This window comes from Pontibacter deserti (assembly GCF_023630255.1).
GTDB classification, from domain to species: Bacteria; Bacteroidota; Bacteroidia; order Cytophagales; family Hymenobacteraceae; genus Pontibacter; species Pontibacter deserti.
The window spans coordinates 288,594-308,249 of sequence record NZ_JALPRS010000003.1 but is presented as its reverse complement, the minus strand read 5'-3'; the positions used below and the strand labels follow the sequence as shown (position 1 = coordinate 308,249).

Genomic DNA, 19,656 nt, shown 5'->3' with positions numbered 1-19,656 from the left:
TACGCGAATAATTAAATTTTGCTTTGGTAAAGATAGCGAACATAGAACTGGGCGAGTTTCCGCTGCTGCTGGCACCTATGGAAGACGTGAGCGATCCGCCTTTCCGAAAAGTGTGCAAAGCCAACGGGGCCGACCTGATGTACACTGAGTTTATTTCCTCTGAGGGTTTGATACGCGACGCAGCTAAAAGTGTGCAGAAACTCGACATTTTTGACTACGAACGTCCCATTGGTATCCAGATATTTGGCTCTGATATTGAGTCGATGCGCGAGGCGGCTATCGTTTCGTCGCAGGCTGGGCCTGACCTGATTGATATAAACTATGGTTGCCCTGTAAAGAACGTGGCCTGTAAAGGTGCGGGTGCTGCCCTGCTGCGCGATGTACCTAAAATGGTGAAAATGACCGAGGAAATTGTGAAAGCAACCAATCTTCCGGTTACCGTTAAAACCCGCCTCGGCTGGGACGAAGACACCAAGTATATCGTAGAAACTGCCGAGCGCTTACAGGATATCGGTATTCAGGCACTAAGTATACACGGCCGTACCCGTGTGCAAATGTATAAAGGTGAAGCCGACTGGACATTAATTGCAGAAGTGAAGAACAACCCACGCATGAAGATCCCGATCTTCGGCAACGGTGATATCGACTCTCCGCAGAAGGCCCTAGAGTACCGCAACAAGTATGGCGTAGATGGTATTATGATCGGGAGGGCAAGTATAGGTTACCCGTGGATCTTTAACGAGATAAAGCACTACATGGCAACCGGCGAAATGCTGGCAGGACCAACACTGGAAGAGCGCGTAGAGGTTTGCCGTCAGCACTTCACGCATTCGCTGGAATGGAAAGGCGACAAACTGGGCATTTTTGAAATGCGCCGCCACTATACCAACTATTTCCGTGGGTTACCGCACTTTAAACCACTCCGCATGCGCTTAGTGCAGTCAGAAGATATTCAGGAAATTTACGACACCCTGGACGAGATTGCACAGACGATGAGCTATGTGGAGTTAGAGAGTTAGGGAGCTTAGAAGTTAGAGATTTTAAGAGTTATTTTGACAAGCGCCTGTTGCTTTTGCAGCGGGCGCTTTTTGTTTGTCTGAACCACAGATTAATGGGGAATTAAGGGAGTAACAGGATTCTATAGTTCTCCGCTGGCGCGAGTCTCCAGACTCGTGTCTTACTATGGTGTTGAGTCTCCTGACTCAACTGGCCCGGCAGGGACAAGCAAGGCAAAGGCGGTTGCCATAGTTTTATAGTTGCCAAACCACCCCTACCCCTCCTTGCTTAAGGAGGGGAGCTTTACTGCCTTTACCGCAGGAACAGTTATGTTTTTATAGTTTATGTTTAACATCCCCCTTCACCCCCTTCAAAGGGGGACTTTTGGCCTTTGCTTATTCATGAGCTATAGTTTTATAGTTGCTGCTTAACTTCTTTAATTCTTCCCTCTCTAACTCTCAAACTCATAAACTCACTAACTTTTCCTCTTTCTAACTATAAAATCCTCTACTTTTGCGCTCCTTACCTTTTATACTTTACGGCTATCAAAACAGTAACAACTTCTGAACAGCAAAAAACGGGAACGCCGGCGCTGGCTTGGTTCCTGGTAATTATACTTGCCCTTATCTGGGGTACTTCGTTTATACTCATCAAAAAAGGTCTTGTAGTTTATACTTCGGATGAGCTGGGGGCTTGGCGCATTACCATTGCCTGCCTTACGCTACTGCCTTTTGCTATAAAACACATTCGGCAGGCAGAGCCGCGCCACTGGAAGTTTTTGCTGGGCAGTGGTTTATTGGGCAATCTGATTCCGGCTTTCCTGTTCGCTTACGCCGAAACCCGCCTGGCCAGTGGACTTGCCGGTGTGCTAAACTCGCTTACCGCACTTTTCACGTTGCTGGTTGGGGCTGTTTTCTTTCATCAGGCCATCACCTGGATGCGTATGCTGGGCATCATTATCGGTATTGCAGGTACGTCGGTACTTATTTTTTCGGGTGGTGAGAATACTAACATGGAGAACACCATGTATGGTTTATACATTGTGCTGGCCTGTATCTGCTACGGTGGCAGTGTAAACATCATCAAGCACAAACTGCAGGGGTTAAAACCATTTGTAATGTCGAGTTTGGCGCTGCTTACGGTGGGCCCGATGGCGCTTGTTTACCTGCTTACTACGGATGCGCTTAACAAACTACAGCACACGCCCGGTGCCTGGGAAGCGCTGATGTATATTGCTATACTTGCGGTATTTAGTACGGCAGTTGGGTTGGTACTTTTCAATAAACTCATTCATATCTCTACCACACTTTTTGCCAGCTCCTCTACGTACCTTATACCTATAGTGGCACTTATGTGGGGCGTGCTGGATGGCGAAACCATACACCTGTGGCATTATGTAGGCATGGTAATTATATTGGTTGGCGTATTTATAGTTAACAGGGCGAAATAAATACAGCCCTATAAAGCAAAAGGCTCCCGTAAAACAGGAGCCTTTTGCTTTAGAAACTTATCAGGTTTAATTTTTTATCAGTTTCAGCGTTTCTGCTTTGCCACTCTGCTCTATTATCAGCAGGTATAATCCGCGTGGCAGGTTCTCGTCCAGGTTCAACTGTAGTTCCGATGCGCCTTCAGCCAATTGTTCTTCGTGTTGCATCAACACTTTACCGGCTGTTGAATAAAGCGTTAAAGTTGCCTTCCCGGCCGTAACTACTTCTATTGCCACCTTCACTTCTGATACAAATGGGTTAGGATAGGCTGTTATAGTTGATTGGGTTACTGCTCCGAAGTTCACTGTTTGTGGGCTGTAAATCTTGGCTGTGCCGTTCAGGTCGATTTGTTTCAGGCGATAATAGACTATCCCGCTTTTACCATTCCGGTTATCAGTATAAGTATAAGTTTGTGCTGTTGCAGATGTACCTGCCTGGCTTTTTATAAACCGGACCTTCTGGTAAGTATAACCGTCTACGGATGCTTGTACTTCGAAGCCACTGTTATTCTGCTCCATGGCTGTTTTCCACTCCAGCACTGCATTTGTTCCGGACTTATGTGCTTTAAAGTATACCAGCTCTACAGGCAGTGGTGTATTGCGCCCACCAAGCGTAAAGTAAGCCATGCGCTGCACACCAGCCAGACTTACAGAATTACCGGATTCATTAGGAGCAGCGCTTGCAGACTGAAGTTTCCAGTCGTTACCACCTGTTGGGGAAAAATATACCGCCAGATCAGACTCTGCCAAGCCATTAAGTTCATGATCCAGGTAAGATAAAGCTATAGTTGCATTCAGGTCTTGGGTTGTATCCTGCGGCACTACCTTAAAACTACGGATTATACTTTTGCCATTGCCAACTCCTGTGCCTGTAACACGGGTTACTTTTGTAGCGCCCGGGGTACCGGTTGCAGGTGTTACTGTCAGACCGATTCCACCGAAAGTTTGAGCTAACCCGGAAGAAAGATTACGGGTAATTTCTACAGTGCCGGTCACATAGCCAGTTGCAGTTTCAGAGATAGAGCCGTTTATAGCATCAAGTATAATGTTGTTGCCTGAGCCTGTTCTTAACTCTCCTGCTGTTAGTGCCAGGGCTTTTTCCACATTTATACTTCCTGCCAGTGTTTTTGCTCCGGCAGCAGCTATACTTAGGTTTTTATAGTTCAGGGCAGGTACAGTTTGCGTAGCACCATCAAATACAATGGTATTTTCGTTTGTTGCCAGGTCTGCAGTGGCTGTGCCGCCTAAAGTAAATGCTCCATTTATACCTGTAGTGCCTGTAAATTTCTTTGCACCGCTTCCGCTCAGGGTAAGGTTATTATAGTTTAACGGTAGCACATCCTGATCGCCGGCTTTGGTATAATGCACTGTTGTAGCAAATGCACGGGCGTTTACTGCACCTGACCCTGGCTTAGTTAAAGCTTCTGCTATTCTATGGTTGCCTGCCGCAAATGTTTTAGCTCCTGTACTGCTTAAAATAAGGTTGTTATAATCAAGTGCGACTATAGATTGTGCAGCTGTGCCATTATACTCTATTGTTGCAGGCGTAATTACAGTTGCCTCGTTGCCTTTTGTAAAGTTACCTGCTATCTGAGCAATACCTGCCTCGAAAATTGCCGTTCCGAAGTTCTGCAGATCCAGGTGACCGTACTGCACACTTTTTATACTTTGGTTACTGCCATTGTAAACTATAGTACTGCCTGGGTCTAACGTATAACTATCTAAAACAGGAAGCGTGCTTGTACCGCCTACCTTCATGGTTGCCGCATTTGCTACCGTTAGCGTAGTACCGGCAACAGCTTTTTTAGTAAGGGTTTTATTTGTTGCATCAAACGTACCAGAAGCCACATTTATACTTTGCAGATCAGTTATATCAGCACTCAGGGTAACAGTATTAGATGGATTCGATTTTCTGATCAGCAGCTGATTAATAGTTAGTGGAGTGGCTGAAGTTATAGTTGCCGCTGCCGCCCCTGTAAATTCTACCTGGTTTGCTGAAGCATTAATGCCTGTACCGTTGTTGGTTAAGTTACCGTTTAGTGTAATGTTTTTGCTTATAGTTAGACCGGCACCTGCATTAACTGTTAAGTCCTTGATTGTTGTAGTTCCGGAACCACCGAGGCTGGCAGTTGCGGCTGTAAATACCAGGTTTGTAGCAGGTGCGTTTATAGTGCCATCGTTAACCAGATTATTATCCAGTGTCAGGGTATTGTTGTTATTGGCTAGCGTAGCTCCGCTGGCAACAGTCATCAGGTTGGCTGCACGTGTTGCCCCCTGCAAAGCCCTGTTCGCACCATCCTGAAGGGTTAAATAACCATAGGTTACAGGTGCAATTGCCGCATTACCACCAGAGTAAATTACAGTACTTGTAAGGCCTAATGTATTGGCAGCAAAGTTTGCCGGAAAGGTTGATGCATTATTGATTCTCAGTGTGGCATCGTTTGCTAACGTAAAGGTTCCGCCGGCGCTGCTTCGGTTTAGGGTGTGGCCATTTAAAAGCAATGTTCCAGCCTGCACATCCAGCGAGCCATTTATAGTTGAGATGCCTGTAGTAGTCAGGGTGTTGGCAGCTGTTTTGGTCAGGTTATTAAAGTTGGTAGCTGATACGGTCTGATCTGTGCTTCCTGAGAAAATAACAGTGCTTGTACCTGCTGTAAACGATGCTGTGCCTGCTGTGCTCCAGTTACCTTTTAGATCTATAGTTGCTGCGTTGGCTTGTAACTGGCCTGCCGTTATACTTACATTACCTGCCACATTCAGTGTTGGTACAGCCAGTGCCAGGGTTCCGGCATTATTAACAGACAAATTACCGGTTATACTTTGTGTGGCAGCGGCTGTGTAGGTTGCAGTGCCTGCTGTTTTACTAACTGTTAAATGATGATAAGGTAAACCGGCTACTACTTGTGCACCAGTGCCATTATAGGTTACAGTACCAGTTCCGGCTGCGAAGTTTCCGGCTACATAAATATAATCTCCGCTTATGTTTAGGTTGCCCGTCCCTAGTTCTATACTTCCGGTTTCACGGTGCTGTATGCTACCTGTAACGTTAACTGTACCAGAAGTACTGATAACTGATAGGCTGTTGCCTGCGCTTCCATCGTTCAGAACCAGGTTTCCGCCAATGTTTATGGTTTGTGAACCTGCCGCAAGTGTGTGTTGTATTCCTGTGCCAGCGCCAGCTGTTGCCATGTTGCCTGTTACAGTTAAAGAACCACTCCCTACAGTCAGGTTAGTTGGTGCAATGCTTTTGTAGGTTATTTTGCTAACAGTTACATCTGAGTTTATAGTTGGCTGATTAACCGGAACTACTTCACTAAGTATAACTTCATCATTACTGAGTGGTGCAACATCTGCGGTTACGATAAATCCATCTGTAATATTCTCCCAGTTTGCCGGAAGCTCCCATGCTATACTTGTACCGCCCACCCATCTGTATATATTCGGATTAGCTGACATCGTCCAGACGCCCTGCAGATTGGTAAAGGAGTTTCTTCTTACCCAGTTATCAGTTGAACTTAATGCGCTGCGGCCTCTGGTAAGCCATCTGCCAATGCCGCTTTCATAACGGTATAGTTGTAGCCCTGCTTCGTTGTTACCGTTCAGGTCTGTGTCGTTGTATTGTAGCTGTAGTGTACCATTTGTATAAGTACCTGCAGGTATGGCAATCGTATACTTCCTGTTAATGGCTGCCCCTGTTGTAAAACCAGCTATCGATTCTTCGGCTACAGTTATGCTTACATCAGTTATACCTGCAGGGCTTGCAAATGAGAGCTGAGAGAAAGGAGAGTTAAACGCATAAGCTTCGCCATCATTAAAAACATGTTGCCTGTTTACTGTACCTATAACCCAACCATTACCGCTACGGGTGTTAAGTATGATTATCTTGTTGGCACCTGTCTGCATAATCCCGTTGGTCATCTGCAGCGTGTTGGCAGTCGCATCCGTCAGCAATGTTACCGCATTGCCCATACTTGTTTTGTTAAGTGCCAGGTTGTTAAAAAATGTAGCGCCTGTTATACTCGTGTTGGCCCCTCCGGTAAAAGTTACTGTACCATTATTATGGTTGAAACTACCATTGTTCACCCAGTTGCCATATAAGTTATGGTTAAAGCTGCCTGCATTAAGTGTAGCACCCGCATCTATAGTTGAATTTCCGTTTACAGTTATAGCACCACCTGCTGTTTTGGCTCCGGTATTAGTTAGCACTAAATGATGATAGGTAGTGGCAAGCAATGGCTGTGGATTTAAGCCGTTATAATAAACTGTATTAGGCGTAGCCGTGGTAACATCAAAAACCGAACTAGCGCCTTTGCTCATTGTTCCTGCTACATATAGGTTAGCGTTCGCCAGCATGCGCATACTTGTACCTGTAATGGCCACATCATTTAAATAGTGGGTATTTGCGAAAGTAGATGTACTACCAAAAGTAGCTGTACCTGCACTAGCCGTTAATGAACTGGACCCACTCAACGCTGCATTTACTGTAAAGGAGGCTGCTGTAGAGGTAGCGTTTGCGATAGTTAAGTTAAAAAATGTTTTAGAGCCGCTACCTGCTATGCTTTTGTTTAGGCCAGCCATCGTTACTGTACCTGCACTGGCTGTAAAAGTCTTGCCCGCGTTTACAGTAAAGTTACCATTCAGGGTTGGGTTGGCAGCTGTAGTTACTATACCATCTATAGTCAGGTTCTGGAAGTTGAGATTAGCACCGCTAATACTTTTACTCACAGTATTTGTCATAGTAATGTTGCCATCTGCAACTTGTGCTAAACCACCTGGTGCGTTCAGATCCCCACGGATCGTTAATGCCGGTACTGTAATAGTTATCCCCGTCCCGTTTAGGGTTAAGTTGAAAAACTCTGTTGCACCTGCCGTACTTGAGATGATTTTATTGCTGCCTGTCATTAACACAGTGCTTGCGTTGCCAGTAAAAGTACCGTTCGCTGCCCAGTTGCCTCCAATCGTGTGAATAGCACTTCCGCCATTAAATGTAGTACCGGTTCCGATGGTAACATTACCTGCCACATTTACGGGTGCTCCTGCTGTATAAGACACTGTTCCGCTACTAGTCAGGTTGCCTTTCACTGTCATAGCAGTTGCAGGCATTGTTTTTATTCCGGAAGTACTTAGCAGCAAATGACCGTACGACACGTTAGCAACAGTTTGGTTTGTGCCATAATACTCTACCGTACTGTTTGCATCCAGTGTATTTGTTCCATAGTTAGCCGGAAAAGTGTTGGTACCTCCTATGCGTAGAGTTGCTCCTGAAACTATACTTAGCGAAGCTCCTGGGCTATTGTCTTTATCCAACGTATATGACTCCAAGTCAAGTACTCCCGCATCAATATGAAGGCCTGTGTCTTGTGCTCCGAAAACACGAGTGTTTCCATTTAATCTTTTCGTGCCTGTGCCACTTACCCGAAGCACTCCATACACAAGAGCACTCTCTATTGTTTGGTCGCCACCAGCATAGTTTATAGTACTGGTTGTATACATTGTTGTTGGCGACCTGCTATAGTTACTGAAATATGTAGCTCCTTTTACATACAGCGTTGCAGTAGGCCCAACTATAAGTTCGGCTCCCGCAACATTCGGCACAGTTACCAGGTTTGTTTGAGGATCTAAGCTGCTGTTTACATGCAGCTGCGGTTGCACAGTAACGTTGCCACTGGTATTCGAGCGGGCAATCATAGTTATACCAGCATCCAGAATTGTTGAACCTGTAAGTACAAGTTTATTGAAACTGTTTAAGCCCGTACCACCAATTCGTGCATTTGCACCAGTAAATTCCATGGTAGGGTATTGGGTACTTCGTGCATTTGGAGAGTTGCCTTTTATATACAGATTATCAGTAAAAGTACCGTTGTTAGTCCAATTACCTTTTATAGTAAAGTAAGTACCTTCATTTTCTATTCTCCCGTTCGAGGCTATTATTACATTCCCGTGTACAGTAAAGCCTTTGTCGTTTGATACAACTAAATCTGCTGCCTTTACTCCGCCTACTGTTAGCGAAAGACATTCGGCAAGAGCAGCCTGATCTATTTTAGGCTGTTTATTACCTGTGAAGTTTGCATCCCCTATTATAACATGTGTGGTTGCATTCGGTACACCTGCAGTCCAGTTACTAGCCGTTGCCCAATCGGTTCCAGCTCCTGTCCAGCTTGTAGTAGTTTGTGCTGAAGCACTTACTTGGATACCAATCCATAAAAATAAAATCAGGCAAATTTTAGGATAAACAAGTTTGTTAGTAAGAGTAGAAATTCCCATAAGCAGCTTTAGGTTAAATTGTAAGCGTAAAATCTCTAGTTGTACTAATTGCAGTACCCTTTAAAGCATATGATAATTATTTGATTAAATAATTGAACTGACTCAGTAGTTTAAATCAATTCAATAGGCCAAACAAGTGGTGTTGTTATAGTGGGTTGTGGAGGAGCGCAGGATTTTATAATATAATCAAGTATCAATTTCACACCTTAATTAACTCTTTATTCCGGCTTTTATACTATGTAATAAATATATATAAATTAACTTATATTATTCAAATTAAGTTGCACTTAAATACGAAATTATATACTGATTGCAAACCCATATGCTCCTGCTTAGCATAATGAGAAATCCATCATTATAAAATCCTGTTTTATTTTTTTAATTTTAGATATAAATGACTTATAGATAATTAAGGATGCTTAAAGCTGGGTTGCTTTTAAGAAGTGTGATGGAAGAGACATTTTCAATACATACTTGTATAAGGCAAGGCTATTAAAACCTTAACTTTTAAAGTTTATGCAATAAAAAAGGCTCCCTTTGAGGAGCCTTTTTTATTATGAATATTATAACCTACTCTTTTATCAGTTTTATAGTTTGTTGCTTTCCATCCAATTCAATTAGCAACAAGTATAGGCCTGGCTCCTGTGCAAACTGAGCTATTGGTAATACCTGATCATTAAAACCAGCCTGTACTTGTACCTGTACTTCTTTCAATAGTTTACCGGTAGTTGTATATAGCTTTACTTTGGCCTCACCAGTAATTGGAGAACTTAAACTCATAGCTAAGTTTTCTTTAAAAGGATTCGGATAAACTAAAGCCTGCTGGGCAGCATTAGCCAGTAATTCAAAGCTAACTGTTCTTGGGCCATAGATCTTAGACGTACCATCCAGGTCTATTTGCTTCAGACGATAGTATTGCATACCATTTTTACCATTGCGGTTGTCCGTAAAGCTATACTCTTGCGTTGTTGCTGATGAACCAACATTGCTCTTTACAAATCCAATAGTTTGGTAAGTATAGCCATCTGCAGAGACCTGTACCTCAAACCCTTTGTTGTTTTGCTCAGTAGCTGTAGCCCACTTAAGTACAACATCGCTTCCTTTTTTAACTGCTGTAAAGGATAATAACTCCACTGGAAATGGTTTTACTGTACTTACCAGTGTCATGCGGGTTAAACTGTTTATGCCAGTAGAAGTTAATGACTGTGTTCTCAGGTCTGGGGCTGCCGTTGAATGTTTTATCCATTCTTCCCCTTTTAGCCCGTTTACTAGGTTGTGTAGTCTAAGTGTACCTTCCTCTAATCCATTCAGTTCACTTTTGTAGTATTTAAATACAACAGTAGCATTTAAGTCTGTATTAGCTACTCCCTGAGCGCCTGTTTCTGAATCAGTACCTGTTTCTGAAGCTGGAGTAGTGAATCTAAAGTTACGAGTTATACTACTATTGCCAGTAATATCAGATATAATAGGTTTACCTGTCTCTCTTATAACAGTTATATCGCCAGGTGCCACTGCTGCGGTTATTTCTATACCTAATCCGCCAAATATTTCTGTAGCGGTCGTCATGTTGCGTGTTGTCTGAACAGTCCCTATTACTGAGTTTCCTTCAGTTTCAGAAATTGTAGCAGTAGGAGCTAAGGTAAATATATTGCTCCCTGTGTCTATAGTACCCTTTGTTAGCTTAAGTTCCTTTGCTATACTGGCATCTGCTGCTAGAGTCTTAGAATTGCCACCTGATACTACCAGGCTGCTGTATTCAAGACGACCTGGTATAACTTGTGCACCGCTACCGTTAAAGTCTATAGTTGATTCTGCTGTTGTTAAGTCAACAGAAGTGCCATCTGCTACTGTAAATGCATTCCCCACGCCAGTTATGTTAGAGAATGATTTTGCGCCCGTATTACTTAGGTCCAGATTATAGTAGTTAGCTGGAAGTACAGCTTGAGCTGTAGCCCCATTATAATTCACAGTAGTTGCATTAGTAATTGCGTTAAACTCTGCAGCGCCAGCCTTGGTTAATGCATTTGCTACACCAGTTATATCTGCTGCCAGAGTTTTAACACCAGCATTGCTTAATGTTAGGTTCTTATAATTTAAAGCAGCCACAGTTTGAGCACCCGAACCATTATATTCTATCGTTTCAGGAGTTACTACAACAGTTTCTGCTCCTATAGTAAGTTCACCTGCAATTTTAGCATGCCCTGTAGCGAACTCTTTCGTGCTAAGGTTTGATAACTTCAGGTTACCATACTGCTCACTCAACACTACCTGCTTATGTGAAGCAGACGGCGTTGTTGACGGATTATAATACTCTACCATACTATTTTCTGTAAAGGTGTATCTATCCATTTGCAGCTGTGCCGTTGTGCCAATACCTCCTATTTTAAGGAAAGCATTGTCAGCTACTTTAATCTCTGCCTGGCTCACATCTCCGGCAAGCACTGCAGGTTTTGATACATTCTTATCTGCAAGGTCTAATGTTCCGCCGAGTACCTGCAGATTATAAATATCTAGTATTTCAGCTTGTAATGTAAGCTTAGCGGTAGCATCTTTAGCTACTTCCATGTTACCAATACTTACTATGCCTGAAGTAGAAGTAATCACACCATTATTTGCACCTGCAAAGCGTAAAGTACCTTCGTTTACCTGCAGGTTGGCACCTTTATAAATAAAGTCTTTTTGTACTGTTACTAAGTTGTTAATTTCTACGGCAGCTCCTGTTTCTATAGTTAAGTTGCCTACAGTTGTGGTTCCTATACCACTGATGATAGCTGGTGTTTTAGGTGAATTAGCCTGGCCAATAGAGTTAGTCAGTGTAAAGTCACTATTAGATCCGTTTATAGTTCCACTGTTTGTAACATTACCACCGATAATGTAGCTAGTACCTGGACCTGGAGTAAATGATGAATTTGGTTCTACCCTCAAATTCCCACCAATTCTCCATTTTGTCCCCGTAATTGGCGGGATTTTAGAAGAAAGTACTACTGGACTTGCTCCATACAAATAGGTTCTTACGCCATAAGCATGTGTGTTCGCAAAAATGACATTATTCAATTTTGCAGGTATTACACCAGCTAATGTTATTGGCAATCCTCCTCCAATTCTTAATGTTCCGGTACTTTGAAAATATGTCGAATCAGCCCCCATGTAAAATGGGAAAAGTTGCATTGCAACACCATCACTCATCTGTCCCATAGGCAGAGGCTCAAAATTAATTAGCCCAGAACTTGTGATAACACCTGCGTTAGTTATTGCTGTATGAATATTATGCGTATAGCTGCCCCCGTGAAAAGCACCACCTGCCACTTTCAGTTCACCATATATCGTCCAGTTAACACTTGTTCTCACTCCTCCAGTATTAGTTATCAATACACTTCCAAACACAGGATCTGCGGTTGAATTCAGAACAGGAGAAACTGTTCCGTTAAATTCAACTGTTGGTGGAACAGGACCCTTTGTTGTAGGATTAGTTAAATAACCTTGGATAGGAGCTAGTAATTGAATTGTTTGCTGGCGACTACCCGTAAAGGCAGCTACACCACTACTTTTCAGTACTCCAGTGTTAATGAAATCACTTTCAAAAGTAGCTTTTAAAGTAGTTCCATTTATACTTCCTTGGTTATTAAAATGGCCCTTTACAGTTAAGCTATTTGTACTAACATCATTTGATAAAGTATAATCTGCGAATGGCTCTAAGAGCATATTATTAGTAACTATTACACCCCTCAAATATTTAGCTGTTTTCGTATTAGCTTCAATAGGTGAAAGCACCAGCGTTCCCTGATTGTAAGTAGCGCCTGCAATAAACTGTCCTCCTGTTGCAAGACTAAAATCACCTTTTAATGTTAAAGTCTGACCCACTCCATTAAGAGTTGCATCGTCTGTAATGGTTATGTTGCCATTAACAGTAGTGGCTGCCAGTAAATTTTTACTAATAGTTGCACCGTTATCTAATGTAAGATTACCATAAGTAACAGCCGCAATGTTTTGAGTTATGGTGCCTTGATACTTTACATGACTTGCTGTGCTTAAGGAAACATTACTGAAGTTTGCAGGGAAGTTTGAGTTATCGAGAAGAAGTACCCCCGTACTACCCATTGTAAAATTACCTCCAGGCGCTGTTCTGACTACAGTTAGTAAGCCAAGGTTAACAGTCCCACTCGTAATATCCAGATCGGCATTAACCCTTAAGTTTTTATTTACTGTAAATACAGCCGATCCTGTTTTTTCGAATATAAGCTTATTAAAAGTATAGTCTGTTTCTGAACCTCCAACTACACCTATAGAAGCATCTGTAGTACCAGTAAATTTAACAGTACTTGTAGCAGGCGTAAATGTGCCTAAGGTTCTTGTCCAGTTGCCAGCTACACTTATAGTTGAAGCACCCGCATCCAAAGAACCATTATTTAGGTTTACATTCCCATTTATGGTAAGGTTAGAAACAGAAAGCGCAACTGCAGCCGCACCAGATAAATTAAAATTACCGTTTATTATTACAGCACCTGCGTTAAGAGTAGCAACCCCTGATGCCTTACCTATAGTTAGGTGGTGATAGTTATGTGGTGCTATTATTTGTGAACCTGTACCGTTGTAATTCACATTACTCTCTACACCTGCTGTAAACGTACCGGCTATATAGTTATAGTCGCCTCCTATGTTAAGAGCGCCTGCTCCAAGCACAACAGCACTACTATTATCATGCTCAATGTTACCTGACACTGCTACTGATCCGGCTCCACTATTGAGCGTTATATTATTGTTAGTACCTCCAGAAAGTGTAAGTGATCCATTAACTTTAAGTTTGGCTACAGCACTATTAAGGTTTATAGAATGTGTTAGTGAGGTGCTGCCGCTACCATTAGCTACAATATTACCACTTACAGTCAAGTCCGAACCCTGTCCTAGAGTTAATGTAATTGATGAGCCATTGTCAAGAAACTGGATAGCTTTAATAGTTGTGGTAGTTGTAAGAGTTGGTTGGTTTACTACACCGGAGCCACCAAACTGCACAATGTCACCAGCACCTGGTGCTTCAGTTGCAGGATTATTCCCCGAATACCAATTAGACGCTGTAGCCCAATCTGTGCTGGTTGCACCTACCCAACGTAAAATGCCAGAACTTGCAGATAAGGTCCAGCTACCTCTCACATCAGTAAGCGCATTGTTTGTAACCCAGTTCTGTAAATCACTTCGTCCTGTAGAATTAGCAGCTTCCCATGGACCTGCAGCAGAAGCAGCCTTAAAGAGTTGTATCTCCGCTTCGCTGTTACCATTTAGTTCAGCATCGTTATACTGCAACTGCATCGTACCAGCATAGTTACTACCTCCGGTAATGCTCACATCATAGCGTCGGTTTATAGCACTTCCGTTTGTAAAGCTATTGATTACACCAGAGGTATTCGTTACAGCAATAGATGTTATACCTGCAGTATTGGGTAAGGTGATAGTATTATATGGACCTGCAAAAACATAGGCTGTGTTTGCGGCAAACGCATGTTGCCTGTTTATAGTACCATACACCCAACCCATACCAGTTCTTGAACCTGTAACAGTTAACACATTTGTTCCTGTTCTGATCTCACCGGCTGCGACAGTTGTAGTTCCTACAATAAGATCTTTGGCTTGAATGCTGTTGGATAGCTGGAGGTAACTTGAGTTGATAGATTTATTTACTTCAAGAATATTGAAAACAGTGTTGTTACCCTTCACTATACTGTTCCCAGATCCATCAAATTTTATAGTACCTGTGCCGGCAGCAAATCCTGCACCAGTCTGGTTATCGAATGTACCTCGTACGCTGTGTGTATGGCTGCCTGCTGAAAATGCAGCTTTGAGAGTAAGGTCACCTAATACAACCAGGTTGCCAGTCGCTGTTTTTGTACCTGTATTCTCTACAGTCAGGTTATAGTATTCGCGAGCCGAAACATTCTGGTCGCCCACCTTATTAAATATAACTGTGTTTGGTGCATTGGCCGACACATTAAATATAGCACCTGTTGTTGTTAGCGTATTAGCTATACCAAGAATAGAGTTAGCATTTGGAGTAAGCGTTTTCCCACTAGATACAACAACATCATAAAGCATATGTGCTCCACCGAAAGTAGAACTCTCTACAAATGAGATAGTACCAGCTGTAGCAGTTAGCATACCTGTGCCACTTAAGTTACTAAATACATTAAAGTTGGAGGTAGTTGTGGCAGTACCCAGTACACGTAGACTAAAGAACTGCAATGTGCCGCTATTATTAATTGTAACACCACTACCCATCATATTGATCACACCACCCGTAGCTACAAGGCTTTTCCCACTATTAACTGTAATGTTGCCGTTTACAGTAAGTATGGCCGCAGTTGTGGTTGTTCCATTACCATTCAGGTTTTGTAAGGTAATGCCTTCCCCTGAAATACTACCTGTACCTGACATAGTAAGGTTAGAGGTGCTTGTAAATTTACCCGCCCCGCTGGTAGCCAGGTTGCTAAATACCTCTACATCAACTCCTGTTGCCGTTGATATCTGGCCTGTTGTTACATTCAGGTCATAGAAAGAAACCGATCCACTACTTGTGCGACGGATCTCCATACCGGCACCATTCATTATAACTTTACTTGTTCCAGGTGTGTAGGTACCGTTATTAATCCAGTGACCACCTACAGTTACAGTTTGCGAGCTTCCACCAAACGTTGTACCTGACCCAATATCAACGTTACCAAGTACAGTAATAGCGCTGCCTGCTGTATAGCTCACTGTACCCATACTACTAAAGTCACCTGCAACCGTTAAGGCAGTAGTTGTACTGACAGGCATTGTTTTAATACCCGTACCACTTAATATTAAATGTCCATATGTTTGGGTGCCTACTGTTTGGGCAGAGCCATAATAATCAACTGTGCTGGTAGGCCCTAAATTGACAGTTAAATAACCTGTCGGAAAGGTACCTGTACCTCCAATTCTGAGCTTTGCACCGTTAGCAACAGTTAATGTACCACCAACTACGGCTGTACTACCACTGGTACGGCTCAGTGTAAATGCTTGAAGATCAAGGACGCCCGATTCTACTATCAGTTGTGTGGCAGCATCAGTATTTGCAACAGTAGTAGTACCTATCAGCTTCTTTGTACGATCTTTACCACTTATTTTAAGTATACCATAAGCTCTCGGTAAAATATCTTGATCTATTATGGTAGACCCATACTCTACTGTACTTGTTGTATATATGGTGGTTGGTTGTATGGAGTAGTTTTCGGCATAAGTAGAAGCCATTACCTTAAGTGTACCACCTCCCTCAACAGTAAGCGAATTTGTACCATCTGACGGTGTAGTTTCACTTGTTCCTTTACCTACAAATCGCACTATCTTAGTGCCCGGATCAAATGTTCCTACTATAATAAGATCAGAGGTAGGTTGTGTATTCTGCCCACTGACAGTAATGTTTCGGGTCCGGATAAATAGATTCTGTGCCAGTGTAATGGCACCAGTAATTTTCAAGTGGCTAATTGTCATTGGCACATCGCCACTAATGGTTCCTGTACCCGACATTTCCAAACTTGGGTAGAAACGCCCTTTACGACCATTATTCTTAATAAACTCCGATTCTAAGTAAGTTCCATTATTTATTATACTACCCTGTACAACCATATCAGAGCCTTCATTCTCTAGAGTAGTTCCAAGGCCAATGGTAAGCAATTCAGTTATTACCAAGTTATAGTTATTGGTAATGAGCAACTTTGCGTTTTTACCACTTTCGTTACTTAAGGTAAGCCGTCTAACTGTAACAACAGCAGTTTCATTCATAATCGGCTGGTAACTTCCAGTAAAGTGTGTTGACCCAATTATTACTTCGTCAGATGGCCCTGGTGCTATTCCTGTGCTCCAGTTACTACCTACTCCCCAATCAGAACTCGCAGTTCCTTTCCAATACGTCTGGGCAAATGTTTGCGCAGTAAATAAAAACTGTAAACCAAAGAATAAAAGCCAGTGTAGGGATTTAAACGAGAGGGTAAAAATTCTCATAAGCAATTGTAACAGAGTAAATAACTATAGTTTGATTAACCCAGCTAACAATACATTTAGTAGATTTAAAAGCTTTAATGGAGAGGTAGTTTACAGGAGCGCGATTGAATTTTTCATAGTTACCTCACACAAGCAGTCCAAATTCTAGTCTTTTAAGTATTGTTAACCTTCATTACTAATTTTCTTTATTTTTAATCAGAAAGTAAATATTTTGATTATAATTTTAACTTTATCAACTATCTGATTGCTTTCATTATAGAAGTTATTCAAGGTTTTCGTTGTACACAACCCTGCTAAATCTATTGAAAGCTGTTTCTTTTTAATTCACAATATTCATTTACCCTCAGAGTATTTAATGTGCTAGCTCCTTCGAATATTTATATAACTTTCTTTTAAAAACACCGTAAATGCCTTTTTCTTAAAAAATAATTCTTACATGATATATAGGAATACCAATATATTGCACAGAAACAAGACAGAAAATTAGTATAGTATGCTTGCATACTATTCCACCTTACTATCTTAATTTATTGCGACAAAAGGCAATAATTCTTGAAGCCTTATATTTTAGAGGTCGTTGAATTTGAGGGATAAATATTCAGACTAATAGCTTTAGCTTACTTGCTTAAACACTATAACTAAACTGGTAACTTATCACTAAAGGTTAATTTGATAAAAGTCATGTACTACAGCACGGCCACCATAGCTTTCTTTATTTTGTATTAAGTGCTTATTTAAATACTTCCCTTGTTGCTCTGTTGAGATTCCAAAGCTGAAGTATGCTTTATAGGAGTAGATATGAGTGATCAAAAAATCTGTAAGAGCATCTAGTGCTCCAATGGCGAGTCCTTCTGTTGTTGCTCCTATGTACTGGCAATGCGCTACAGTAGCTGTTTCGTATATAAGAATACCTGCTAATATTGTCTCGCCCTGGGTTGCTGTGTGTAGTTTGATGTTATCGGGAAAACGTTTGGCTAACAGCTCTACTTCTGTAGCTGTATGAGCGGGCAATGTATTATACTTCAGCTGCAGCAATTCACCCATCATTCCTATAAACTGATCAAAATCTGAGCTCTGACCAAGTACTATGTTTTTTTGCTGTTTAATTTTCCGTTGCCGAAGTTTAGCGTAGGGTAATTTGTTACCCAATTGTATTACGGTATTAAGGTCACGGCGATAAAGTATAGCTTTGTGCCTAAAAAGAGCATAAAGGTCTTCTCCGGATGGTAATTGATGATAGATATAAGGTATAGTTTTATAAGTTATACTTTCAAATCCCTGCTCCCGAAAGTATAGAACCATAGCATCAAACACCTCCAGCATTAGCTGTGCCTTCATACTGGCTCCGCTAACAATTCCACCATAAGAGAGTCCACCATGCGACTGCACCTCTCTGCCTACCACATTAGCAGGCAACAGTGCAATCAACTTCCCTTTACTATAAAATAAGAGTGAGTGATCTATAAAGCGGTTGGCATGGTACTTTAAGTAATCGCGGTAAAGCAGAAAAGTACCGTTCTTGGAAGTTGTTACAAAAGCATCCCAAGCCGTCTTATACTTATCGCTGTACTTTATTACTTCCACTGATCAGTGATTAAGGAGTTTTTCTGATTATAATGAGTTATGTCTGAACTATAGTTTTTGGGTAACTTCAGGCGTTAGACATATCTTAAACTTTCCAACTATACATCAACGGTTCAACACTATCCGGAAGGTAGTGCCTTTGCCTACTTCAGACCATTTTACATAAAGCCTGCCTTGGTGATAATTATCTATAATGCGTTTGGCCAGCGCCAGTCCCAGTCCCCATCCACGTTTTTTGGTAGTATAACCTGGCAGAAACACAGAATCTACTTTACTTTTTGGGATCCCTTTTCCGTTATCTGTAATATCTAAGGCAATGTTGCTTTTACCAAGCAAGATCAACTTCAGCGTTATACTTCCTTTACCTTCCATGGCATCAACAGCGTTCTTACAAATGTTCTCAATCACCCAATCAAATAGAGACACATTTACTTTAGCTGTAATATCAGGCGAGAATGTAGTTACTACCTGCATCTCTACTTTGCGCGAAATTCGGTTCTGTAGATAATTGATAGCGTTTTGGGTAACCTGCAGTATGTTTTCGTCGCGCAGTAGTGGCACGGAACCAATATTAGAGAAGCGTTCAGTTATTACTTCCAGCCTCCTGATATCCTTCCAGAGTTCGGCAACTATAGGCTCGTTCTCAAACTTTGGGCTTACCTTCATGTACTCGTACCAGGCCATCAACGACGAGAGTGGCGTGCCTAACTGGTGAGCAGTTTCTTTAGCCAAGCCTACCCAAACCCTGTTTTGCTCTGCCTTACGGGAGTAGCTAAAAGCAAAGTAAGCCATTAGTGCAAAGCATGCAATAACCATCAACTGTACATAGGGGTAGTAACGCAGCTGAGAAAGCAAATCAGAGTCTTTGTAGAACACATAGTTTACGGAGCCCTCAGCCCAGGGCACAACTATAGGCTCATGCTGCGCTTTCATTTTCTCGATCTGCCGCTGCAGTAATTCATTTACTTTTTCAGGGTCATCTGCAATGTTTTCAGGAAAATCGATGTTCTTAGAATCCAGTATGTTTTCATTTTCATCGGTAAGTATAACGGGCACTGTAGTGTTAGCTGAAAGAATTTCTTCTTCAATAAACACGATATTGTCGTCAGATGGGGCATTGATCATATAGCGCAGGCCTTTGGCATAAAGCTGCACCAGTTCCTGCTCCCGCTCCGATAACTTACTAACCAGAATATTGGTATAGGTTATAGTTGCAGCCCCTATTATGAGCGCAATTATTACAACTATAAACTTTATCCGGTTTTTCTGAGAATAGATGGGTATCATGTTGGGAACACGAAAATTATTTGAATTTA

The 19,656-nt window shown here is 42.0% G+C and carries 6 protein-coding genes; 2 read left to right on the top strand and 4 right to left on the bottom strand.

The genetic code is table 11. The features are described from left to right. Positions 1-23 precede the first annotated feature (23 nt). Both dusB and MJ612_RS16245 read left to right on the top strand, forming a co-directional pair. Entirely contained in the window at positions 24-1,019 is a 996-nt protein-coding gene (dusB, locus tag MJ612_RS16250; RefSeq protein ID WP_187032186.1) for a tRNA dihydrouridine synthase DusB, read from the top strand. A 416-nt stretch (positions 1,020-1,435) separates the two neighbouring features. Then, a complete protein-coding gene (locus MJ612_RS16245) occupies positions 1,436-2,446 on the top strand; it encodes a DMT family transporter (RefSeq protein ID WP_317233061.1) in 1,011 nt (336 codons plus the stop codon). Between the two features lie 66 nt (positions 2,447-2,512). Here MJ612_RS16245 and MJ612_RS16240 read toward each other — a convergent pair whose 3' ends face one another. The 4 genes from MJ612_RS16240 to MJ612_RS16225 all read right to left on the bottom strand — a co-directional run bounded on the left by MJ612_RS16240 (position 2,513) and on the right by MJ612_RS16225 (position 19,627). Further along, entirely contained in the window at positions 2,513-8,746 is a 6,234-nt protein-coding gene (locus tag MJ612_RS16240; protein WP_187032188.1) for a T9SS type A sorting domain-containing protein, read from the bottom strand. Between the two features lie 570 nt (positions 8,747-9,316). Beyond that, the gene (locus MJ612_RS16235) at positions 9,317-16,756 is read right to left on the bottom strand and encodes a T9SS type A sorting domain-containing protein (protein WP_187032189.1); all 7,440 of its coding nucleotides are present in this window, start codon (positions 16,754-16,756) and stop codon (positions 9,317-9,319) included. Positions 16,757-17,413: 657 nt separating this feature from the next. Beyond that, on the bottom strand, positions 17,414-18,340 hold the full coding sequence (locus MJ612_RS16230; RefSeq protein ID WP_187032191.1) for a GNAT family N-acetyltransferase: 927 nt from the start codon (positions 18,338-18,340) through the stop codon (positions 17,414-17,416). 105 nt (positions 18,341-18,445) lie between these two features. Beyond that, a complete protein-coding gene (locus MJ612_RS16225; RefSeq protein WP_187032193.1) occupies positions 18,446-19,627 on the bottom strand; it encodes a sensor histidine kinase in 1,182 nt (393 codons plus the stop codon). Positions 19,628-19,656: the final 29 nt, after the last annotated feature.